Annotated in this window: 17 protein-coding genes; 6 read left to right on the plus strand and 11 right to left on the minus strand. The window is 71.2% G+C overall.

Annotated features, from left to right (window positions below; translation table 11 throughout):
* Window positions 1-78: 78 nt before the first annotated feature.
* Together ABUW04_RS15590 and ABUW04_RS15595 are read right to left on the minus strand one after the other, a co-directional pair.
* The gene (locus tag ABUW04_RS15590) at window positions 79-1,776 is read right to left on the minus strand and encodes a putative Ig domain-containing protein (protein ID WP_380565219.1); all 1,698 of its coding nucleotides are present in this window, start codon (window positions 1,774-1,776) and stop codon (window positions 79-81) included.
* A 202-nt stretch (window positions 1,777-1,978) separates the two neighbouring features.
* Window positions 1,979-2,824 carry an alpha/beta fold hydrolase gene (locus ABUW04_RS15595; RefSeq protein ID WP_380565221.1) on the minus strand — a complete coding sequence of 282 codons (846 nt, stop codon included), beginning with the start codon at window positions 2,822-2,824 and terminating at the stop codon, window positions 1,979-1,981.
* Window positions 2,825-2,896: 72 nt separating this feature from the next.
* Between ABUW04_RS15595 and ABUW04_RS15600 the strand changes: the two genes are divergently transcribed.
* Window positions 2,897-3,745 (plus strand): AraC family transcriptional regulator, encoded by an 849-nt coding sequence (locus tag ABUW04_RS15600; protein WP_380565223.1) that lies wholly within the window; start codon window positions 2,897-2,899, stop codon window positions 3,743-3,745.
* Between the two features lie 10 nt (window positions 3,746-3,755).
* Here the strand turns inward: ABUW04_RS15600 and ABUW04_RS15605 are convergent, their stop codons facing one another.
* The gene (locus ABUW04_RS15605) at window positions 3,756-4,787 is read right to left on the minus strand and encodes a saccharopine dehydrogenase family protein (RefSeq protein ID WP_380565225.1); all 1,032 of its coding nucleotides are present in this window, start codon (window positions 4,785-4,787) and stop codon (window positions 3,756-3,758) included.
* 110 nt (window positions 4,788-4,897) lie between these two features.
* Between ABUW04_RS15605 and ABUW04_RS15610 the strand changes: the two genes are divergently transcribed.
* Window positions 4,898-5,851 (plus strand): helix-turn-helix domain-containing protein, encoded by a 954-nt coding sequence (locus ABUW04_RS15610; protein ID WP_380565227.1) that lies wholly within the window; start codon window positions 4,898-4,900, stop codon window positions 5,849-5,851.
* Window positions 5,852-5,921: 70 nt separating this feature from the next.
* Here ABUW04_RS15610 and ABUW04_RS15615 read toward each other — a convergent pair whose 3' ends face one another.
* From ABUW04_RS15615 to ABUW04_RS15630, 4 genes are all read right to left on the minus strand, one after another.
* Window positions 5,922-6,257 (minus strand): hypothetical protein, encoded by a 336-nt coding sequence (locus ABUW04_RS15615; protein ID WP_030259367.1) that lies wholly within the window; start codon window positions 6,255-6,257, stop codon window positions 5,922-5,924.
* A 168-nt stretch (window positions 6,258-6,425) separates the two neighbouring features.
* Window positions 6,426-9,158 (minus strand): lectin, encoded by a 2,733-nt coding sequence (locus ABUW04_RS15620; protein WP_380565229.1) that lies wholly within the window; start codon window positions 9,156-9,158, stop codon window positions 6,426-6,428.
* Window positions 9,151-10,227 carry a hypothetical protein gene (locus ABUW04_RS15625; RefSeq protein ID WP_380565231.1) on the minus strand — a complete coding sequence of 359 codons (1,077 nt, stop codon included), beginning with the start codon at window positions 10,225-10,227 and terminating at the stop codon, window positions 9,151-9,153. The genes ABUW04_RS15620 and ABUW04_RS15625 overlap by 8 nt, the downstream gene beginning before the upstream one ends.
* Window positions 10,228-10,409: 182 nt before the next feature.
* Window positions 10,410-12,371, minus strand: a complete 1,962-nt coding sequence (locus ABUW04_RS15630; protein ID WP_380565233.1) for a phosphatase PAP2 family protein — start codon at window positions 12,369-12,371, stop codon at window positions 10,410-10,412.
* A 233-nt stretch (window positions 12,372-12,604) separates the two neighbouring features.
* On the opposite strand from ABUW04_RS15630, the gene ABUW04_RS15635 reads away from it, so the two are divergent.
* On the plus strand, window positions 12,605-14,275 hold the full coding sequence (locus ABUW04_RS15635) for an FAD-binding dehydrogenase (RefSeq protein WP_380565235.1): 1,671 nt from the start codon (window positions 12,605-12,607) through the stop codon (window positions 14,273-14,275).
* Window positions 14,276-14,341: 66 nt separating this feature from the next.
* Here ABUW04_RS15635 and ABUW04_RS15640 read toward each other — a convergent pair whose 3' ends face one another.
* Window positions 14,342-15,937: an ABC transporter permease gene (locus tag ABUW04_RS15640; RefSeq protein ID WP_380565237.1), complete on the minus strand. Its 1,596-nt coding sequence runs from the start codon at window positions 15,935-15,937 to the stop codon at window positions 14,342-14,344.
* A complete protein-coding gene (locus ABUW04_RS15645) occupies window positions 15,934-16,881 on the minus strand; it encodes an ABC transporter ATP-binding protein (protein WP_380565239.1) in 948 nt (315 codons plus the stop codon). The genes ABUW04_RS15640 and ABUW04_RS15645 overlap by 4 nt, the downstream gene beginning before the upstream one ends.
* Before the next feature lie 71 nt (window positions 16,882-16,952).
* Between ABUW04_RS15645 and ABUW04_RS15650 the strand changes: the two genes are divergently transcribed.
* The 3 genes from ABUW04_RS15650 to ABUW04_RS15660 all read left to right on the plus strand — a co-directional run bounded on the left by ABUW04_RS15650 (window position 16,953) and on the right by ABUW04_RS15660 (window position 19,927).
* On the plus strand, window positions 16,953-17,465 hold the full coding sequence (locus tag ABUW04_RS15650) for a GbsR/MarR family transcriptional regulator (RefSeq protein WP_380565241.1): 513 nt from the start codon (window positions 16,953-16,955) through the stop codon (window positions 17,463-17,465).
* A gap of 272 nt (window positions 17,466-17,737) precedes the next feature.
* Window positions 17,738-18,478, plus strand: coding sequence for a polysaccharide lyase family 7 protein (locus ABUW04_RS15655; protein WP_380565641.1), 741 nt, complete (start codon window positions 17,738-17,740; stop codon window positions 18,476-18,478).
* A 279-nt stretch (window positions 18,479-18,757) separates the two neighbouring features.
* Window positions 18,758-19,927, plus strand: coding sequence for a glycoside hydrolase family 53 protein (locus tag ABUW04_RS15660; protein WP_380565243.1), 1,170 nt, complete (start codon window positions 18,758-18,760; stop codon window positions 19,925-19,927).
* 64 nt (window positions 19,928-19,991) lie between these two features.
* Here the strand turns inward: ABUW04_RS15660 and ABUW04_RS15665 are convergent, their stop codons facing one another.
* Both ABUW04_RS15665 and ABUW04_RS15670 read right to left on the minus strand, forming a co-directional pair.
* Window positions 19,992-20,591, minus strand: coding sequence for a DinB family protein (locus ABUW04_RS15665; protein WP_380565245.1), 600 nt, complete (start codon window positions 20,589-20,591; stop codon window positions 19,992-19,994).
* Window positions 20,592-20,765: 174 nt separating this feature from the next.
* Window positions 20,766-21,176, minus strand: coding sequence for a Fur family transcriptional regulator (locus ABUW04_RS15670; protein ID WP_030259339.1), 411 nt, complete (start codon window positions 21,174-21,176; stop codon window positions 20,766-20,768).
* Window positions 21,177-21,354: the final 178 nt, after the last annotated feature.

Genomic DNA, 21,354 nt, shown 5'->3' on the forward strand with positions numbered 1-21,354 from the left:
GCCGGTGTTCTCAAGCCGGTGTTCTCAAGCCGGTGTTCTCAGGCGGTGCTCTGAGGCCGGGGCTTTCCTGTCACTGCGTCAGCTGACGTTGACCGCCGCGTCGTCGACGACGAAGGAGGTCTGCTTGGTGTAGTCCTCGGCGCCGGTGAACTTCAGGGTGACGCTCTGTCCGGCGTAAGCGGCCAGGCTGTAGCTGTGCTGGGTGTAGCCGGCGGCCGCGTTGGTGTTGGAGAAGGTGGCCAGGGTGCCGAGCACCGTGCCCGAGCTGTTGAGCACCTGGACCTTGAGGGTGTCGTAGGCCGTGCTGCCGGTCTCGGCGGTGTCGATGTGCAGCCAGAAGCTGGCCGTGTACGCGGAGCAGCCGCTCGGCAGGGCCACCGTCTGGGCCAGGGTGTCGGTGGTGGTGGTGCCGTAGCCGTCCAGCCAGGCGGCGTAGCTGCCGGTGTGGGCGGGTTCGGCGGTGCCCTTGTAGACGGTGGTGCCGCCGGCGGTCCAGGGCGAGGCGGTGCCGGTCTCGAATCCGGGGTTGCCGAGCAGCTGCGCGGCGGTGCAGCCGCCACCACCACCGGAGCTGGAGACGGTCCAGGTGAAGCTGACCGAGGAGCTGGGTCCGGTGGAGTCCGTGGCCGTCGCGGTGACCGAGTAGCTGCCGGCGGTCGTGGGCGTGCCGCTGATCAGGCCGGTGGAGGTGTTCAGGCTCAGCCCGGTGGGCAGGCCGGTCGCGCTGTAGGAGAGGGTGCCGCCCGCGGTGTCGCTCGCGGAGAGCTGGAGCGAGGTGGCGGTGCCGACGGTCGCGCTGCTGCTGCCGGGGTTGGTCAGGCTGACCGCGCCGGTGCTGGTGCCGCTGCCGGTGGCGAGCCAGGCGGTGGCGTTGAGGGCGAGCGGGGCGTTGGTGCCGGTGGGGTCGTCCCAGCCGTCGTCGAGGCTGTTGCCGGCCTGGCCTGTGCCGTCGTCGAACGGGGAGCTGTCGCCGATGATGGCGACGCGGCCGGAGCCGAAGGTGCTGGTGACGAAGAAGGCACCGGTGTTACCGCTGTAGCCGGTGCGGTAGAGCAGGCCCTTCACCGAGGAGTTGTCGGCGGGCTTGAGCGTGAAGGTGGTGCCGTTGTAGATGTTGCTGCCGGTCACCGTGCCGAAGCTGCCGTGCAGGATCGGGTTGCTCGCGTCGGTGATGGCCTTCGGGGTGTCCTTGGTGATGTTCAGGAGGTCGACCGAGAAGCCGAAGGGGTCGCTGCTGTCGACCGAGTTGTTGCTCAGCAGGTCGTTGATGATGGCGGGCGAGTCCCAGCCGTCGTTGTTGCGGTCGCTGCCGGTGTGGTCGGAGATCAGGAACAGCCCGCCGCCGGCCTGGACGAACTTCATGATCGCGGTCTTCTCGGCCGCGGTGAAGACCGTGTTGGGCTCGTCGATCACCAGGGTGTCGAAGTTGGACAGGTCCAGGCTGGAGCTGGATCCGTAGCTCAGCGCGCTGGTACTGGTCTTCAGGCTGTACTGGCCGGTCTTCTGCAGGGCCACGCCCCAGGCGGAGAGCGCCCCGGTCCAGTCGGACTCCTTGGTGGGGTTGGCGTTCTGGGCGAGCGGGTCCGGGATGCTGGTGCTGATGATCCAGTCGGCATTGCCCGCGGTCTCGGCGTGCGCGTCGTCGAACAGCACCCGGTGCGTGGTCGTTGCCGCACGGGCCTGGGGCGCCGTGGCCGCAACCCCGGCCAGTCCTGCGGCGAACAGGGTGGCGGCGGCCAGGGCGGCCTTGCCCCGGGCGAAGTGAACAGACGTCATATGCTGTGCCTCCGTTGGCGATTGGGTGTGCAGCAGCTGTGAAACGCGCGTAGACTCGCAGTATCCGCGCGTAGAACGAACGCGGGGAAGGGGTCCCGGGTTACGAACTGTTGACGATTGCATGTCAATATGACCCCAGCGCCTGCGCCGCGCTGCACACCCGGAGCCGACAGCCCCGAGCCGACAGCCATGGCCGGCGGTCCTAACCCGGGTCCTGCGCATGGGCTGCGAGGAAGGGCCGGAGCAGGGCCGCGGTCCGCTGCGGATCCTCCAGCATCGGCGAGTGGCCGAGGCCGGGCAGCAGTTCGACCCCGGCACCCGGAACCGCCGCGTAGTCGGCCGCGGACGACGGCCGCCATCTGCGGTCCTCCTCGCCGAAGACGACCAGCAGCGGCTTGCCCAGGGCCGTCACCCTCGCCGGGACCTGCCCCTGCCGCAGGTACTCTTCGGCGCCGAGCGAGGTGGCCGTGGTTCCGTGCAGCGTCATGCCCCGCACGTCGTCCACGATCTGCTGCGGGGGTTCGAAGCCAGGGCGGCTGAAGCCCGTGCTCAGCGCCTTGCGGATCAGGCCGTCGGTCCGGATCCGCCACAGCAGCGGCCCGATGCCCGGAGTGAGCAGCAGCCGCCCGGCGAACCCGTCGGAGATGAAGGCGTCCAGCCGGGGCCCGGTGTCGATCAGCGCCAACGCTGCCACCAGCTCCGGCCGTTCCTCGGCGAGCGCGGTCACGACCAGGCCGCCGGTGGAGTGCCCGATCCCGACGACCCGCTCGACGCCGAGCCGGTCCAGGACCGCGCCGACCCGGCGTGCGTGCTCGGGGACCTGGTAGCCGGGACCGTCCGGCTTGGCCGACCGACCGTGTCCGAGCAGGTCGATCCGGACGACCCGATGGGCCCCGGCCAGTTCCGGCACGATCGCGTCCCACCAGTGCGAGGACCCGGCGAGTCCGTGCACAAGCACGAGTGCCGTGCCGTTGCGGGGGCCGTCCTGCTGTACGTGGATGTCCCCTCCCTCGACGGGGAGGAGCAGGCTCTCAGTGGTCATGGTCATGGGCCAACCGTGGCGCCCGCCGGTCTCCGGGTATTGAACGAATGTTCCGACCGGACGGGGCATCCTGGGGCTATGAGCATGCAGACCGGTGGCCGTGAGCCGGTGTCCGTCTGGGAGGTGGTGAGCCCGATCCGGCCCCGCCTGCCGGCCGGGGTCGGCATGGCCGGCTTCCGGGACGGCGGCCGGGCCGAGGTCGGCCAGCGGGTGATTCCGCATCCCTCGGTGATGGTGGCGGTGGAGTTCGGTGCGCGCCCGCCGGTCGTGTCCGATGCGGCCGGGCGGCAGCAGCGTGGATCCATGGTGGCCGGGCTCGGGCTGGGGTTCGGTGGGGCGGCGTGGGTGCGCGGCGAGAACGTCGAGTGCCTGCAGCTCCGGCTGTCACCGCTGGTGGCGGGCGCGGTACTGGGCGTTCCCCCGGCCGAGTTGGACGGGGTCGTACCCCTCGATGCCGTGTGGGGCCGGGCGGTGGGACGGATCCGTGAGCAGCTGAGCGAGGCCCCGTCCTGGCAGGTGCGCTTCGCCCTCGTCGAGAAACTCCTCGAACCCGCCCGTGGGGCAAGGACGTTGCTCGACCCCGAGGTGGCCTGGGCCTGGCGCCGGATCGTCGGCGGACGGGGTACGGTCCGGGTCGAGGACCTGGCGGGCGAGGTGGGTTGGAGCCGCAAGCGGCTGTGGTCCCGGTTCCGCTCGCAGATCGGACTGCCGCCCAAGCGCGCCGCGCAACTGGTCCGCTTCGACCGGGCGGTGCACCGCCTGGTCGCGGGCGAGGCTGCGGCCCGGGTCGCGGCGGAGACCGGCTACGCCGACCAGTCCCATCTGCACCGTGACGTCGCGGCCTTCGCCGGGATCACCCCGTCGGCGGTGACCCGCGAGCCGTGGCTGGCCGTCGACGACGTCGCCTGGCCCGACCGTACGGGCTGAACCGGCCCGGCTACCGGGGCAGTTCCAGCGAGACATGCGGGGACAGCGCGCGGAGGAAGTCGGCCGCGTCGAAGATCTCGCCGGCCGAGGCGACACCGACCGTCCTGCTCCGTCCGTCGAGGATCCGCTCCACGGCCTCCACCACCAGCGGCGCGGTGACGGCGTAGATGTCCCGTCCCCTGGCCACGGCCCGCCGTTCACTGTCGCCGGAGCGCACCACCACGTCGACCAGGAAGGTCTGCGCGGACCGTCCGTCCTCGTCGACGGCGCTCGGGGCCGGCGTGTCCGGGGCCGACAGATCCCTGGCCGCCACCTCGGTCATGTAGCAGCGGACCTCCGGGACGTCGAGGTGGCTGGGCACGGTGACCACGTCGGCCATCGAGAACTCGCCGATGACGGCCTGCGGGCCCATCGGCTCGGGGAACGGCCACACCAGCCTCGGAGCTGCGTCCTGGACGTACTCCAACTTCCCCTTGGCGTACCGGACCCGTCGGCCGCCCCGCCGCTCCCGGGAGACCGCGCCCGCCGCCCGGGTCCCCTCGGTGGGGTGCCAGCAGCTCAGCCCGTACGCGATGTGCACCTCGTCGGCCGCCGTCCAGTCCCCCATCGCAGCGGTGGCCAGCAGGTCGCCGAGGCCGCCGTAGAAGGCCATCGCGGGGACCACCGGTACTCCCGCGGCCCGGGCGCCATCCGTGAACTGCGCGAACGTGTCGGCGTTGGCCTCGATCTCGGCCGCCACGTCCAGGTACGGGATCCCGGCGCGCAGGGCCGCCTCGATCACCGGGGCGGCCGTGGTGGCGAAGGGTCCGGCGCAGTTGACCACGGCCGCCGAACCGGCCAGTGCCCGGTCCAGCGAGGCCGGATCGTCGACCGACGCCGGACGCAGCTCCAACCCGGGCCGGGACAGCGCCAGTTCCTTCAACTTCCCCTCGTCACGGCCGGAGAGGGCCGGGACCAGCCCACGCTCCAGCAGCCGGGCCACCACGAAGCGCCCGGTGTGGCCGTACGCGCCGAACACCGTCACTGCCTGCCCTGATCCCATGGGTTCTCCTCGTGCTCAGCCGATCCACCGCGCTCCGTCTCGGATCATCCTGGCCGGAGCGGACGCCCCGGACGAGTGTCCGGAACGCCATGCCCCGTACAATTCCGGACATGACCACTGTCGCGCTGGCCGTCACCGACGGGATGCTGCACTTCGAACTGGCCCTGGCCTGCGAGGTCTTCGGCCCGGCCCCGGCCGCCGTCAGCGGCCCCTGGTACGACCTCGTCCTCTGCGGATCGGCCGCCGTGCAGGTCGGCCGCTTCCGGCTGGAGCCCGACCACGGTCTGGAGCACCTGGCCCGCGCCGACACCGTGATCGTCCCGGGCTGGGCCGACGTCGACCGGGAGCCGCCCGCCGACCTGGTCGACGCGGTGCGCGCGGCCCACGACGCCGGCGCACGCGTGGCCTCGCTGTGCACCGGAGCCTTCGTCCTGGCCGCCGCCGGACTGCTGGACGGGAAGCGCGCGACCACGCACTGGGCGCACACCCGGATCCTCACCGACCGGTACCCGAAGGTGCAGGTGGACCCGGACGTCCTCTACGTGGACAACGGCAGCGTGCTCACCTCCGCCGGCAAGGCCGCCGCCATGGACCTGTGCCTGCACCTAGTGCGCCTGGACCACGGTTCGGCGACCGCCAACACCGTGGCCCGCCGCCTGGTCGTTCCGCCGCACCGGGACGGCGGCCAGGCCCAGTTCGTCACCACCCCGGTGCCCGCCCAGGACAACCACCCGCTGGCCGAACTGCTCCCCTGGGTGGTCGAACGGCTGGACCAGCCGCTGACGGTGGAGGACCTGGCCCGCCGGGCCCGGATGAGCTCACGCAACCTGGGCCGCCACTTCCGGTCGGTGACCGGCACCACCCCGCTGCAGTGGCTGCTGACCCAACGCATCCGCCACGCCCAGGAGTTGCTCGAAACCACGGACACCAGCATCGACGCCGTCGCCGCTGCGGCCGGCATGGGCACCGCCACGACGCTGCGCCGCCACTTCCACCGCACCGTCGGCGTACCTCCGGAGACCTACCGCCGCACCTTCCGTTCCCGCACCCACAGCGCCGGTTGACGACACGTCAGGACGCGTGACGGACCGCCGCCGGGGACCGTGGCGCGGTCCCCGGCGGCGGTCGGCCGGCTCAGCCGTTGTACTTGTGGAGCCAGAGTCCCACCGTGGCGCCGTTGGTGAACACCGCGCAGATGTGGTTGTCGTAGCGGGACGGGTCGTAGCCGTGCTCGTTGAAGTAGTTGTTGCAGTTGTCGAAGGTCCAGAACCAGGTCTGGTACTCCCAGCACGGGTCGGTGTTGCCGTTGTTGGCACAGTCCGGGCCCGGCGACACCCGGGTGCTGGCCGGCAGGGCCGCCCGGACCTGGCCGGTCTGGGCGGCGGACGCGGTGCCGACTCCGACGACGGCGGTGAACGCACTGATGGCGGTCAACACCGCGACGGCGCTGCGCAGGACATGCTTCATCATCTGACTCCTTGACGTACTCGATGGCGGCGCCCTGCTCGGAGGACATGGGACATGCGTGCGGGCGCCACGAGCACACACCGTAGTCGAATGACTACGAAAAGTGCACGAAGTGACACGACGCGATTACGTCCGTCGACCACCTGCCGCCATCGAGCAGTCACTGCGCCGTCACCCCGTCGTCGGCACCGTCCAGCGTTGGCCGGTGCCCGCCGCGCAGGTGGCGATGGTGAGCTGGGTACCGTTGGTGGCGCCCGCGCTGGTGTCCGTCAGGCACAGGCCCGAGACCGGGTTCACCAGTTCGCCGGAGGAGTCGGTCTGCCACTGCTGGGCGGTGGTGCCGTTGCAGGTGTGCAGCTGGACCTTGGTCCCGCTGGTGGTAGCGCCGTTGGTGACGTCCATGCAGTCGGTCAGCACCTGCAGGGTGTGGTCCGGCACCAGGGTCCAGCTCTGCGCCGAGGTGCCGTTGCAGGTGTAGAGCTGGATGGCGGTGCCGTTGGAGGTGCCCGAGCCCTTGTCGTCGACGCACTTGCCCGTCGCCGTCTCAGTGATCGGACCGGTCGGCTCGGCCACCGTGCCGTTGGCGGTGCCGTCGTAGGACGGGGGCGCGTCGGCGGCTGCCGCCGCCCAGGAGGTGACGGCCGAACCGCCCAGGGAGAAGTTCAGCACCGCGCCTGCGGTGGTGTCGGCAGCGGGCAGGTAGGCCTGGTTCCAGGCGCTGCCGTTGACGGTGAGGCTCTGGACGTAGGGGTCGGCGTCGGCGGCCGCCGGGGCGGTGACGGTGATGGTCCTGCCGGTGCTGCCCAGGGCGACCACCGCCTGCGGGAACAGCGGGCTGCCGATGGCCAGGTCGGCCGTGCCCGGGGTCTCCGGGTACAGCCCGAGCGCCGACCACACGTACCAGGAGCTGAGCTCGCCGAGGTCGTCGTTGCCGGGCAGGCCGGCCGGGGTGGCGGCCCACAGCTGGTCCTGGACCGCGCGGACCGTGCTCTGGGCCTTGTACGGCTGCCCCACCCAGTCGTACTCCCAGGGGAGTTCGAGACTGGGCTCATTGCCCATGTTGGACTGGGTGCCGATGACGCTGCCCAGGCCCTGGTAGCCGGAGAGCACGCTGTCCAGGTAGCTCGCCAGGCTCGCCGAACCGCCCTCGGCGGTGGCCAGTCCGGCGATGTTGAACGGGATCATCGGGGTGTAGCTGAAGGCGTCGCCCTCGGCGAAGTCGTTGCTCGCGGTGCTGGTGATGAGCTTGGCGTTGAAGCCGTCCATCCACCTGCCGTTGGAGTGGATCGGCTGGATGTACCCGCTGGAGCTGTTGTAGATGTTCCTCCAGTCCTGGGCCCGGTTGCGGAAACGGGTCGCGGTGGCGCTGTCGCCCAGCGCGGCCGCGAACGTGGACAGGGCGAAGTCGTCGGTGTCGTACTCCAGTTGGGTGGAGGTGGTGGCGTACTCGTGGCAGCAGCCGTAGAGGCTGTTGGTGGGCAGGTAGCCGAAGCTGTCCAGGTAGGTCACGCCGGGGGTGACCGCGGTGTCGGTGGTCTGCTCCGCGACCATGGCGGCCAGCGCGGTCGCCGTGTCGAATCCGGTCGCACCGAAGGCCCGGTAGTCGGCGAGGACCGGCACCGCCGAGTCCCCCACCATGATGTCGGTCTCGCCGGTGGCCATCCCCCACTTGGTCAGCGTGCCGCCCTGGGTGTAGTCGTTGACGATCGACTGCGCCATGTCGGAGGCCGCGCCGGGGTCCAGCAGCGCCGTGAGCTGCGCCTGGGACCGGTAGGTGTCCCAGTTGGAGAAGTCGGTGTACTGCGCCGCGTGTCCGCTGCCCACGGTGTGCACCGCGCCGTCGTAGCCGCGGTACCGCCCGTCCGCGTCGCTGACCACGCTGGGGAAGAGCGAGGCGTGGTACAGCGCCGTGTAGAAGGTGGTCTGCTGCGCGGTGGTCCCACCGCCGATCGTGATCCGGCCCAACGCTCCGGTCCACGCGGTGCGCGCCGCGGCCGCGACGTCGGCGAAGGACTTGCCGGTCACCTCGGCGTCACGGTTGGCCTGCGCCTCGGCCACCGAGGTGTAGGAGACGCCGACCCGGGCCTCGACGGTGGTGCTGCCGGTGCTGGTGTCGAAGGTGAGCGTCTCGCCTCCGGGGCCGGCCGAGGTGGTGCTGTAGGCGGCCGAGGAGGTGATCGGGTGGTCGAAGCTGACCGCGAAGTAGACCGTGAACGGGTCGGTGGCCTCGCAGAAGCCGGTGCTGGTCACCGATCCGGTCACCTCGGTGCTGCTGTTCACGGTGAACGTTGAGGCTGCGTAGGGGATCTGACTGTCGTTCAACTTCAGGATCAGATCGGCCGCGGTGGTGGCCGGGTAGCCGAAGCGGGCCACTCCGGCGTGCGTGGTGGTGGTCAGCGCGGCGCTGGTGCCGTTGCCCAGGGTCACCGCGTAGCTGCCGGGCGAGGCGGTCTCGCCCGAGTGCGAGAAGGAGGCGGTGGTGGATCCCGGGGTGGAGCCGACCGCGCCGGTCGTCGGCAGGAACGGCACGTCCCCGGCGGCGTCGCAGCCCACCCCGGAGACATGGGTGAGGCTGAAGCCGGTGATGCTGGAGTCTGCGTAGTTGTAGCCGCCGCCCTTGGGGCGTGACGAGGTGTCAGGGCTCCACTGCACCATGCCGTGCGGCACGTCGGCGCCGGGGAAGGTGTTCCCGGAGCTGTAGTCGCTGTTGGACGCGGTCCCGACATAGGGGTCGACCAGGGCGGCGGGATCGCTCACCGAGGTGACCGAGGCAGCCAAGGCAGCCGAGGCGGCATGCGCCGTGGCCTCGACCGGGCCGAAGCCGAGCAGGGCCAGCAACGCCGCCCCGACCGTGAGCAGCCGCCCCGGCCTCCGGCGCGGGCGGGACGCGACGGCGTCAGCCACGGGCCAGCACCTCCCCCAGCACACCGTCGCCGGGGGCGTTGAACCAGTCGGTGGAGACGAAGGACGCGCCGTCGGCGGCGAGCAGTGCCACCCGGGCCTGGGCGTCGGCCAGGGTGGGGGCGGAGGAGCTCAGCGCCGGGGTGACGTCGTAGGCGTCGGTCACCACGGCGAGGTAGTGGTTGGTGTTGTACCACTCGGTGTTGCCGTCGCTCACCCAGGTGCCGGCGTCGCCGTCGAAGACCACGAACCAGGGGCGCAGTGTGGTGTCGCTGTAGCGGGTGCGGGGGTCGCCGGTCTGGGCGTTGAGCACGCTGGGGAAGATCTCCGCGCTGGCGATGTTCCCGGCCGCGTAGAGGCTCTTCAGATGGGCGGCCTCGACCACATCGGTCCAGGTGGAGGACGAGTTGAGGCTCTGCTCGACGGTGCCGGGGATGGCCTCAACGATGATCTTGCCGGCCAGTGCGGCGCGGGTGGCCCAGTTGTCGGCCCTGGCTGCCGTGTCGAGGTCGGGGTAGAGACTGCCGTCGGCCTTGGTGAGCAGGTCGGCCGGGGTGTAGACGAGGCTGCCGAGGTGGGCCTTGACGTAGCTGTCCAGCTCCGTCGCATCCAGTCCGGCCGAGGAGTTGAAGCCCTCCTTCAGCTCCAGCTTGACCATGATCGGGCCGTGCGTGGGGTGGGCCTGCATCCAGATCCTGATGTCGTCCAGGCAGCTGTCGAGGTTCTGGTTGCGGTCCCCGGTGTAGAGGTCCGCCGCGGTGCTGGCCTGGACGCAGTTGTTGTTGCTGCCCAGCGGGTTGTCGTGGCTGACGTTCCACTTGTGGGTGATCGGGTTGGCCCAGGCGTCCAGCTCGATCAGCGACGCCCCGGAGTCCAGCGCGTTGGCCAGGTAGGTGTACGGGGTCTTGTCGTTGTAGGTGTTGTGCAGCCCGACCGAGGTCGCTCCGGCCAGGGTCTGCGAGCCGAGGTCGTCGGCGTGGACCGCCGACGACGGCGCAGCCAGGGCCAGGGCCGCCGCGGCGACCGTGACGGCGGCGGGACGGAACCGTCGGCGGATGGACTTTGTGAGCATGTCAACTCCTGATGCGAGGGTGGGTGCTGAGAGGTTCGGCACAGCGGTTGGCACCGCTGTTGGCACATGGTTCGGCACAACACAGCGCAGCGGATGCATCACGGCCGTGCCATGGTGTGGTGCATCCGCTGCGCGAGCAATGGAAAGTACTGACGAGACGTCACCAGTACTCCCCGATGAGGTCAGTGACGGGTGATCCGGACCGAGAGGCCCTGGTGGGTGTAGACCGGGACGGCCCGGTAGCCGGCGGCGTCCACGGTGATCGAGGCGAACTGGCCCTGCAGCGAGCGGGTGTCGATCACCGGCAGGGTGAGGTCACCGCCGCGGAGGGACCCGGTGTCCACGCCGTCCAGGTGGATGCTGAGCACCGCGCCGCGTCCCAGTGCCACCCGGCCGGAGACCTCCAGGGCCGCCGAGCCGCCCCGACGGAGCGTCACCGCCAGGGTCGCGCCGGCCGCCAGGGCCACGCTGCCGCGCACGACGACCCCGCCGCGGTTCGGCTGGAGCCGCAGCGTGCCGCCGTCGACCCGCACGTCCCCGTGGCCGAGGGCCTGGTGCGAGGCGGCCGTGAGCACGCCCGCCGCCACCGTGGTGCCGCCGGTGTAGCTGTTGACGCCGGAGAGGGTGAGCGTGCCGGTGCCCTGCTTGGTGAGGCCGCCGCAGCCGTCGATGTCGTTGCGCCAGGCGTCGGCGGCACTGAATCCGCCGTCGGCGGCGTCCATGGCCACGGTCACGTCGCTCTCGAACGTTCCGTAGCCGTCCGCCGCGGCGAACAGGTTCAGCCGTCCCCACTGCTCGGCGGTGTACTGGTCGTCAGCGTCCGGCAGGGTGTAGCCCGAGGGGAGCGCGGTGCTGCGCAGCACCGCGCGGCACTGGTCGGCGTCCAGGTAGGGCAGCCGGGTCTCCAGCAGCACCTCCGCGCCCTTGGGCACGGTCAGCGGGGTGTCGCGGCCGTGGCGCGGCAGGATGTAGGTGAGCCGGGGGGTGACCGCGGCGGCGTTGGCCTCGCGGTCGGCGTAGGGGTCGGTGTCCACGCCGGCCGCGTGGGCGAAGGCGTAGAGGGTGTCGGCGGTGGTACCGGTCTGCGCCTGGAAGTACGCCGCCGCCTGGGCCCGGGCCGCCGCCTTGAGGGCGGCGTTGGCGGGGTCGGCGAGCGTGGCGGCGGCCAGCGCGGTGGCCAGGGTGCGACCGCCGATGACGTCGACCGGGGAGTGCATCCCCGCGGTGATACGGGTGTTGGCGAGCTTCGAGGCACTCGCCACCAGTTCCTGGAAGCGCTCCGGCACCGCGTAGGCCAGGGCCAGCGAGGCCAGGTGGAAGGCGTTGGTGTGGCCGCTGGGGAAGCCGCCGTCGGTGGCGGGGGTGGTGCTGCGCTGCAGCAGCAGCTGCGGCGCCACCAGCACGTCGGACTTGTAGACCGGGAATCCCCAGGCGTCGACCGTGCCGGTGTCGACGACCGTGCTGTCCTCGGTCATCCGCCAGGGGCGCGGGTACTGGTAGGCGGCCTTACTGGGGTTGCCCGAGGCGTAGTTGCCGCGCAGGGTGTTGACCAGGGTGACCACCAGGCCGAGGTCCGAGGTGGTGGACCCGGCGCCGGTGGCGGATCCGGCCGGGGCGCCGGCCGGGACGCCCTCGTTGATCAGGGTGGCCGGGGTCCCGTCGGGCGCGGAGGTGATGGAGGTGACCGCCTTGGCGCCGGTGCGGTACAGGTCGGCGAGCGGTCCGAGGCCGCCGATCGAGGCGTAGCTCTGGTCCTGCCGGTCGTAGATGAAGGCCTCGCGCGCCTCGGCGTCGGTGCGCGACCCGGTGATCCTGGCGCAGTAGCGCATGTTGGCGCGCAGGATGTCGGCGGCGTCCGCCGCCGGCGCTCCCGTGTTCCAGGCGGTGCCGGTCTTCCAGAGCCGGTCCATCCCGGACAGGGCGCGGACCCCGGCGTTGCCCGTCACGGTCAGGTCGGCGCTGGTGTTGGTGGTGTAGGTGTCGACGAAGGCGAGCGCCTTGACCGGCGTCACCGCCGCTTCCGCCTTCTGCGGGAGCACCAGCCAGCTCAACGCGGTCGGGGCCGCGAACAGGCCGATCGAGGCACCGGTCGCGTTTCTGATGAATCCGCGCCGGTTCACGCTGCTCTGGGTCTTCAAGTCCATCTCCGCCGGTTGAGGGTCCCACTCGCCGTTCCAGGTCGATGGGAGTCTGCGGCAGGAGCGTGAAGCCCGGTGGTACGCACCGGGTGGGACATATGAACAGGCAGACATGTGAACGCTAACAGAACCTGTCCGCGCCCTGTGCGCGCAGCGGCCCGGGGTTGCAGTGGAGGCGTCCGGGTGTGGAGACTGACCCCCTGCCAGCCCGCCCACCTGCACAGAAGGAATCGATCCCCATGGACGCTGACGTCATCGTCGTCGGAGCCGGACTGGCCGGACTCGTCGCCGCACACGAGCTGACCAGTCGGGGCAAGCGGGTCGCCCTGCTGGACCAGGAGAACGCCGCCAACCTCGGCGGCCAGGCGTTCTGGTCCTTCGGCGGGCTGTTCCTGGTCGACTCCCCCGAGCAGCGCCGCCTGGGCGTGAAGGACTCGCTCGAACTGGCCTGGAGCGACTGGCAGGGCAGCGCCGGCTTCGACCGGCTGGACGACGAGGACTCCTGGGCCGTCCGCTGGGCCCGCGCCTACGTGGAGTTCGCCGCCGGGGAGAAGCGCTCCTGGCTGACCGGACACGGCATCAGCTTCCTGCCGACCGTCGGCTGGGCCGAGCGCGGCGATCTGCGCGCCGACGGGCACGGCAACTCCGTCCCGCGCTTCCACGTCGCCTGGGGCACCGGCACCGGGGTGGTCGAGCCGTTCGTCGCCTCGGCGCAGCGGGCCGCCGCGAACGGCCTGCTCACCTTCCACCACCGCCACCAGGTCGACGCACTGCTGGTCACCGACGGCCAGGCCACCGGCGTGCGCGGCACCCTGCTCGCCGATGACGACTCGGCCCGCGGGGTCGCCTCCAACCGGGACGCGGTCGGGGAGTTCGAGCTGAGCGCGCAGGCGGTCATCGTCACCACCGGCGGCATCGGCGGCAACCACGACATCGTCCGCCGCTACTGGCCGGAGCGGATGGGCACCCCGCCGGGCAGCATGGTCACCGGCGTGCCCGCGCACGTCGACGGACGGATGCTCGACATCAGCGCCGAGGCCGGGGTCCGCCTGGTCAACCGGGACCGGATGTGGCACTACACCGAGGGCGTGCAGAACTGGGACCCGATCTGGGCCGGCCACGGCATCCGCATCCTGCCGGGCCCCTCGTCGATGTGGTTCGACGCCCTCGGACGCCGCCTGCCGGACCCCTGCCTGCCCGGCTACGACACCCTCGGCACGCTGCGCCACCTGCGCACCACCGAGTCCATCGCCCAGTACGACCACTCCTGGTTCATCCTCAGCCAGAAGATCATCGAGAAGGAGTTCGCGCTGTCGGGCTCCGAGCAGAACCCCGACATCACCAGCAAGGACCGCCGGGCGTTCCTGCGCTCCCGGGTGCTCGGCAAGGGCGCCCCCGCGCCGGTCGAGGCGTTCAAGCAGCACGGTGCGGACTTCGTCGTCGCCGACACCCTCGACGAGCTGGTGGCGAAGATGAACGCGCTCACCGACGAGCCGCTGCTGAAGGCCGATGCCGTCCGCGCCCAGATCGAGGCCCGCGACCTGCAGATCGCCAACCCCTACAGCAAGGACTCCCAGGTCCAGGGCATCCGCAACTCCCGCCGCTACCTCGGCGACCGGATCGGGCGCACCGCATCCCCGCACCGGATCCTGGACCCCGCCGCCGGACCGCTGATCGGCGTCAAGCTGCACATCCTCACCCGCAAGACCCTCGGCGGCATCCAGACCGACCTGCAGTCCCGGGCGCTGGGCGCGGACGGCGCCCCCATCGACGGCCTGTACGCGGCCGGTGAGGTGGCCGGCTTCGGCGGCGGCGGGGTGCACGGCTACAACGCGCTGGAGGGCACCTTCCTCGGCGGCTGCCTGTTCTCCGGACGCGCCGCCGGACGCGACGCGGCCGACCGGCTCTGACGGAAGGGCTGGCTGACCGGCCGTCAGCCGCCCTTGCCCAGCCTCCGGTTCAGCCCAGCCGCCAGTTCAGCCCAGGTCCCGGCGGCGCAGGCCGGTCAGGCCCGCGCCGCCGAGCGCCACGGTCACCAGCGTCAGCCACAGCAGCGGCTGCAGCGTGACCGTGCCGCCGGGCAGCCGCGGCACATGGGTGAACGGCGTCAGGTCCAGGAGCCACTGACCGGCGCTCAGCAGCGGTCCCAGGTAGGCGATGAACAGCAGCGCACCGAGCACGCCCCAGGCTGCGGCGGTCCATCGGGGCAGCAGTCCGAACAGCGCCAGGGCCGCCCCGGCGAACACCCAGACCGCGGGCAGCTGCACCAGCGCCGCGCCCAGCAGCCGCCAGGTCCAGCCGCCCAGGTCCCCCAGTACCGCGCCGGTGCCCAGCCCCAGGCCGAGGCCCGCGGCCGCCAGCAGCACGGCCGAGCCGAGCAGCGGGTAGACCAGATGGCTCCAGGCCCAGCTGAGCCGGGACACGCCGGTGGCCAGTACCGGTTCGGCCCGGCCGCCGGTCTCCTCGCTACGCAGCCGGAGCACGGTCTGCACCGCGTAGACGGCGGCGACCATGGCGAAGGTGCTGGTCATGGTGGACAGATAGGAGTCGACCGCCCCCTGGGTGCCGCCCATCCGCTCCAGCACCCGCTGCACCGAGCCGCTGCCCTCCAGGAGTTGCCGGATGCCCTGGCTGATGCCGCCGAAGACCAGCCCGGCGGCGAGGAACGCCGCCGTCCAGCCGTACAGGCTGCCGCGCTGCAGCCGCAGACCGAGGGCGTAGGCGCTGCGCAGCGCGGGCGCGCCGACCGGCGGACCGGGGCGCTGCGGGAGCAGCCCGCTGCCCAGGTCGCGCCGCGACGCCAGCAGGTACGCGCCGGCGACCTGGACCAGGAACGCCGCCAGCATCAGCGCGGGCAGCCACCAGGCGGTGTCGGCGTAGGGCCGGACCCGCTCGGCCCAGCCCAGCGGGGAGAGCCACACCAGCCATTCGGGGCCGCTGCTCCCGGCGGCGTCACCGCAGGCACGGAGCAGGAAGGCCAGACCGAGCAGCGCCCCGCCGATGCCGTTGGCCGCCCGCGCGGTGGCGGTGACCTGGGCCGCCAGTGCGGCGGCGCCGGCGAAGACCAGGCCGGTGCCGGCGTAGGCGAGCCCGAAGGCGAAGGAGCCGGCGGCTGCCTCGCCGAAGGCGATCATCAGCAGTGGCACGACCAGCGCCACGGTGACGCAGGCGGCCAGCGCCGTGCCCAGGGCGGCGGCCAGCGGCGCCGCCCGGCCGACCGCCCCCGCGCCGACCAGCTCCATCCGTCCCGACTCCTCCTCGGCCCGGGTGTGACGGGTGACCAGCAGCACGCACAGCAGGCCGATCATCAGGCCCCCGTAGGGCAGGATCCGCCAGGCCGTCAGCGCACCCACGCTGTGGGCGTCGTACACCGGCCCGTAGAGGGCGCGCAGCGACGGGTTGCCGTTGATGCTCTGCGCGAGCCGGTCCCGGGAGGCGTCGTCCGGGTAGAGGCGGCGGATCGAGACCAGGGTGCTGGCCGCCGAGCCGATCAACGCGTAGATCCAGACCGGCAGCATGATCCGGTCCCGGCGCAGGGCCAGCCGCAGCAGCTCGCCGAGACCTGCGGTCATGACCGCACCTGCTCGTAGTGGCGCAGGAACAGCTCCTCCAGCGTGGGCGGACGGCTCGTCAGCGTGCGGATCCCGGCGGCGGACAGGACGCGGATCAGGCCGTCCAGCCGGTCGGTGTCCACCTGGCAGCGCAGCCGGACGGCAGTGCTGTCGCCGGTGCCGCCCTCGCCGGTGCCGCCGTCGCTGGGCCCGAGGTCCAGCCCGTGCAGACCGGGCAGTCGGTCCAATCCCTCCGGGGCGGTGGCCAGTTCGGCCTCCACGGAGGTCCGGGTTAGGTGGCGCAGCTCGGCGAGCGAACCGCTCTCCACCGTGCGCCCGGCCCGGATGATGCTCACCCGGTCGCACAACGCCTCTACCTCGGACAGGATGTGACTGGACAGCAGCACCGTTCGGCCCCGGTCCCGCTCCTCGGCCACGCAGCCCCGGAAGACCTCCTCCATCAGCGGGTCGAGACCGGAGGTGGGCTCGTCCAGGATCAGCAGCTCGGCGTCCGAGGCGAACGCGGCCACCAGGGCCACCTTCTGACGGTTGCCCTTGGAGTAGGCGTTGCCCTTCTTGGTGGGGTCGAGCTCGAAGCGGTCCAGCAGCGCGGCCCGCCGGCCGGCGTCCAGACCGCCGCGGAGCCGTCCCAGCAGATCGATCACCTCGCCGCCGGTGAGGTTGCGCCAGAGCGTCACATCGCCCGGCACGTAGGCGAGTCGGCGGTGCAGCGCGACCGAGTCGCGCCAGGGGTCCCGGTCCAGCATCCGCATGGTGCCGGAGTCGGCGCGGATCAGACCGAGCAGCGCCCGGATGGTCGTGGACTTGCCGGCTCCGTTGGGCCCGAGGAAGCCGTGCACCTCGCCGCGGGCGACCTCCAGCTCCAGGCCGTCCAGCGCGCGGGTCCGCCCGAAGGTCTTGACCAGCCCGGATACGGAGACCGCCGGGGAGATCGACGTTGTCATGGCTCGAAGCTACACCACTTTTACAATTCTGTGAATGTTATGAAACTGCTAATACCGGATACGGTAGGGCCATGGCGAGCGACGAGGCAGACGACCACACCACCATGCTGCGCGGATTCATCGAGCGGTTCGCGGGCGTGCTCAGCGACAGCGGCATCCCGCGGATGCCCTCACGGGTGTTCGCGGCCCTGCTGTCCAGCGACTCGGGCCGGCTGACCTCACTGGAACTCGCCGAACTGCTGGAGATCAGCCCGGCCGCGGTCTCCGGGGCGGTCCGCTATCTGACCCAGGTCGGCCTGGCCACCCGCGAGCGCGACCCCGGTTCGCGCCGGGACCGCTACCGGGTGCTGGCCGACGGATGGCACGAGACCATGCTCCGCCGCGACCAGGTGCTCCTGCGCTGGGAGTCGAGCATGGGCGAAGGGGTCGCCCTGCTCGGCACGGACAGTCCGGCCGGGGAACGACTCAAGGAGTCGATGGCCTTCTTCGCGTTCCTGCGGCGCGAGCTGCCACAACTGCTGGAGCGGTGGCAGCAGGAGCGCACCGAACTGCTTCAGGATCCCAGCAGCGGTTCACGTTTGTGAACCGCTAGCTTCCGTCAGGGTGCACACGACGGAACAGCCGCGCAGAGCCACGACACCTCTGGCAACCACCTTCCCTTCCCCATGTGAACCTTTTGACCTGCATATATCAATTCCGTCTACGGAAAGGATTGTTGGCGGGGCGGTGCGTCCGTACTATCCAGAACTGACGCACCATTGGACTAGACCTAGTTCATGTATATGAACAAGGTCCAGGCAGCGGAAGGAACCCCCACGTGAAAACCCGCTCCAAGATCCTCGCCACGGCGACCGCCATGGGCATAGCCGGCACCATCACCCTGCTGGGCACCAGCGCCAACGCCGCCTCCCCCACGGTCGCGCCCGGCGGCAACTTCAACCTGTCGGTGTGGGAGTTGCAGGAGCCGGTCGGCTCCCCCGGCTCGCCGACCACCATCCCGTCCTCGGAGCTGCAGGGGGCCAACGGCTACCAGGACTCCTACTTCTACACCGACACCCGCGACGGCGCGATGACCTTCTGGGCCCCGGAGAAGGGTGTCACCACCCCCAACTCCAACTACGCCCGCTCCGAGCTGCGCGAGATGAACTCCAACGGCACCGCCGCGGACTGGGCGCTCAGCGGCACCCACAAGCTGAGCGCCACCCTGCGCGTGGTCTCCGTGACGTCGAACGTCTGCGTCGGGCAGATCCACCTGGGCAGCGGCGGCTCGTCCACCAAGCCGCTGGTAGAGCTCTACTACCACTCCAACGGCGACATCGTGGTCGGCACCGAGAACTCCCCCTCCGGCGGCCAGACCACGCACACTGTCGGCAATGTGTCGATCGGCAAGACCTGGAGCTACGTGCTCGGCGTCTCCGGCGGCAACACGATCAATCTGACGGTCAACGGCACCACCACGCACTACGCCATCCCGTCCTCCTTCGACGTCTACAAGCAGTACTTCAAGGCCGGCTCCTACAACCAGTCGTCCTCCAACAGCACCACCAACGGAGCCCGGGTCGCCTTCTACGGCCTGACCGTCTCCCACAGCAGCTGATCCCCCGTCAGCAACGCAGCACACCGCCGCCCGGTCCGACGCATCGACGTCGGGCCGGGCGGTTGCCGTCGGGCGCCGGCCGCCGGGGCCGCCGGGGCGGCGGCTGTGCACGGCGGCGTGCACGGACTGTGCACGACTGTGCCGAAAATGGTCACGCTCCGCTCTTGACCCCGGCCATTGCCAGCCCCAAGCTTCCGTTTGGATCTGTTGCACCTTGTTTGAAAAACAATCAAGGAAACACGCAGACTTACGCGATCCTCTGGCGATGAAAGGACCGTCGTGCAACGACGCACCATGATCAAGGCGGTGGCGGCAGCCGCCGCCGCGACCACGCTCCCGCTGGCGTTCCCCGACGCCGCGCTCGCGGCCACCCGCGCCGCAGCCGCCGGAACAGGGGCGGCGGACGGCAGCGGGTTGCGCATTCGCGGAATGGACATCTCCTCGCTCGCCAAGAGCGAGGCGCTGGGCGGCGTCTACCGCTACCCCGACGGCCGGAGGGGCGACGCGATACGCGTCCTGGCCGGGGCCGGCCTGACCCACGCCCGGTTGAAGGTCTGGGTCAACCCGGCGGACGGCTACAACACCAAGCGCCGCATCCTGCCGATCGCCCGGCGCCTGCACGCGGCCGGCGTGCGGCTGATGGTCGACTTCCACTACTCCGACACCTGGGCCGACCCCAGCAAGCAGTTCAAGCCCGCGGCCTGGGCCGGCTACGACCTCGACGGCCTGAAGCAGGCGGTCCACGACCACACCGCCGACGTCCTGGGTTCACTCGCCGCACAGGGCACCCCGGCCGCCCTGGCCCAGATCGGCAACGAGCTCAACGGCGGGATGCTCTGGCCGGACGGCGACTGGAACCACTGGGAGCAGCTGGCGGCCCTGTTGAAGTCCGGCATCGCCGCGGCCCGCGCCGTCTCGCCGCGCACCCGGATCGTGCTGCACCTGGCCAACGGCGGCGACAACGGCCTGTACCGCTGGTGGTTCGACAACGCGGTGTCCTACGAGGTGCCCTTCGACGTCATCGGCGCCTCCTACTACCCGTACTGGCACGGCCCGTTGACCGGGCTGGCGGCCAACCTGGCCGACGTCTCCGCCCGTTACGACAAGGACGTCCTGGTCGCCGAGACCGGCTATCCGTTCCGCCTGGACAGCAAGGACGCACTCGCCAACATGATCGACTCCGCCGACGAGTTGGTCGAGGGCTTCCCGGCGACCCCGTCCGGCCAGGAGGCCTGGGTACGCACCCTGGCCGACACCGTCGCCGCCGTCCCCGGCGGCCGCGGCCTGGGCTACTTCTACTGGGAGGGCACCTGGACCGCGGTCCCCGGCAACGGCTGGGACGAGACCGACCCCACCTCGGGCAACGCCTGGGAGAACCAGGCGGCGTTCGACTTCGACAACCGCGCCCTGCCGATGCTGCGCGCCTTCCGCGGCGACCGCGGGAACTGACGCCTCGACCGGGCGGTTGCCGGCGCACGGCCGGCAGCCGCCCGTCCCCGTGTCGGCGGGCGGGTCAGGCCGGCGCGGTCGGCCGGGCCTGGAAACCGTGCAGGTAGAGGTCGCGGAGAACGCCCAACTCGGCACCGTGGTGCGCGACCTCGTCCAGGGCGTGCAGCGCGAGCAGCAGGTAGCTCTCGTGGCTGTAGGCGCCGGCGCGCGGACCCATCGGCTGCAGCAGCCCCTCGTCCCCCAGCGCTTCCACCTGGCCGCGGAACCGGGCCCAGTCGCGGCCCATCAACGCGACGCCGTCGGCTGCCGTTCCGGGCCACAGGTGCCGGTCGTCACCCAGCGGTTCGTCACCGAAGAAGCGGCCGTAGCTGCGCAGGCAGTCCGCCCCGATGTGCCAGACCCGCCAGCCGATCGTGGTGAACGGCGCAGGACCGGCCTCGTCCCCGTCTCCGTCTTCGGCCCCGGGCCTCGGATCGGCGCGGAAGCGACCGTCCGCGGCCGGCCTGAGCGTCATGCAGGAGGCCACCGGCTCCCAGAGGTACTCGGCGTCGGTGAGGCCCTCCAGCCGGGCGAGGGTCCGGTCGCGGACCTCGTCCAGGGTCTCCAGCAGATCGCGGGTGACCGGGCCAGGCGGGGTCGTGGACTGCTCCTGGTGCACCGACACGTGGGCCCTCCATCGATCATCGGGTTACGACGACAGATGATCATATGCCCGTCACAGCCCGTCGCGTGGCCTCTTCACCCACGCCCGCCCGACACTCCCCGAGGGGACGCTGCGGCGTGTCGGCTGTCCCGGGGGCGCCCGATCCGGGACAGTTCGACTCGACGGCGGGACGGCCTACGCGCAGGACGGGCAGAGCCCGCGGTAGGTGACCTCGACCTCGGACATGGTGAAGCCGAACCGTTCCTCCTCCGGGAGCGCGGCCAACGGGTCGCCGGTCGGATGGACATCGCGGATGGTGCCGCAACGGGAGCAGACCAGGTGCTGGTGCGGGTGGTGGGCGTTGGGGTCGTAGCGCTTGGCGCGGCCGTCGGTGGAGACCTCTATGACCTCGTCGAGGGTGACCAGCTCGCGCAGGGTGTTGTAGACGGTCGCCCGGGAGATCTCGGGCAGCCGCTGCACGGCCCTGGCGTGCACCTCGTCGGCCGTCAGATGAACGTGGTCGCCGTCGAGGACCTCGGCAACGACACGCCGCTGGGAGGTCATCCTCCAGCCGCGCCCTCGCAGTCGCTCCAGCAGGTCGCTCATATCGGTTTCACCTATTCGGGTTCGACGGGATGCCAGAAGTTTACCAAGGGATGTCCGGGTTCCGATCGGATGTGGGATTGGCGGGCTTCTTGACTTAGACTCTGTCCATCGTAGGATCGGATCCGGCGCTGGCCAAGGGACAAGAGGCCTCCGGTACGCCCCACCTGCAGCTGCTGAG

Source organism: Streptacidiphilus jeojiensis (genome assembly GCF_042510965.1).
In the GTDB taxonomy this organism is placed as follows: domain Bacteria; phylum Actinomycetota; class Actinomycetes; order Streptomycetales; family Streptomycetaceae; genus Streptacidiphilus; species Streptacidiphilus jeojiensis.

What these genes read in the sequence shown, in the direction of transcription:
- ABUW04_RS15630 (WP_380565233.1), bottom strand. Translation starts at nt 12,371, where the DNA reads ATGGACTTGAAGACCCAGAGCAGCGTGAACCGGCGCGGATTCATCAGA.
- ABUW04_RS15650 (WP_380565241.1), top strand. Translation starts at nt 16,953, where the DNA reads ATGGCGAGCGACGAGGCAGACGACCACACCACCATGCTGCGCGGATTC.
- ABUW04_RS15595 (WP_380565221.1), bottom strand. Translation starts at nt 2,824, where the DNA reads ATGACCATGACCACTGAGAGCCTGCTCCTCCCCGTCGAGGGAGGGGAC.
- ABUW04_RS15655 (WP_380565641.1), top strand. Translation starts at nt 17,738, where the DNA reads ATGGGCATAGCCGGCACCATCACCCTGCTGGGCACCAGCGCCAACGCC.
- ABUW04_RS15605 (WP_380565225.1), bottom strand. Translation starts at nt 4,787, where the DNA reads ATGGGATCAGGGCAGGCAGTGACGGTGTTCGGCGCGTACGGCCACACC.
- ABUW04_RS15645 (WP_380565239.1), bottom strand. Translation starts at nt 16,881, where the DNA reads ATGACAACGTCGATCTCCCCGGCGGTCTCCGTATCCGGGCTGGTCAAG.
- ABUW04_RS15635 (WP_380565235.1), top strand. Translation starts at nt 12,605, where the DNA reads ATGGACGCTGACGTCATCGTCGTCGGAGCCGGACTGGCCGGACTCGTC.
- ABUW04_RS15625 (WP_380565231.1), bottom strand. Translation starts at nt 10,227, where the DNA reads ATGCTCACAAAGTCCATCCGCCGACGGTTCCGTCCCGCCGCCGTCACG.
- ABUW04_RS15640 (WP_380565237.1), bottom strand. Translation starts at nt 15,937, where the DNA reads ATGACCGCAGGTCTCGGCGAGCTGCTGCGGCTGGCCCTGCGCCGGGAC.
- ABUW04_RS15670 (WP_030259339.1), bottom strand. Translation starts at nt 21,176, where the DNA reads ATGAGCGACCTGCTGGAGCGACTGCGAGGGCGCGGCTGGAGGATGACC.
- ABUW04_RS15615 (WP_030259367.1), bottom strand. Translation starts at nt 6,257, where the DNA reads ATGATGAAGCATGTCCTGCGCAGCGCCGTCGCGGTGTTGACCGCCATC.
- ABUW04_RS15590 (WP_380565219.1), bottom strand. Translation starts at nt 1,776, where the DNA reads ATGACGTCTGTTCACTTCGCCCGGGGCAAGGCCGCCCTGGCCGCCGCC.
- ABUW04_RS15600 (WP_380565223.1), top strand. Translation starts at nt 2,897, where the DNA reads ATGAGCATGCAGACCGGTGGCCGTGAGCCGGTGTCCGTCTGGGAGGTG.
- ABUW04_RS15610 (WP_380565227.1), top strand. Translation starts at nt 4,898, where the DNA reads ATGACCACTGTCGCGCTGGCCGTCACCGACGGGATGCTGCACTTCGAA.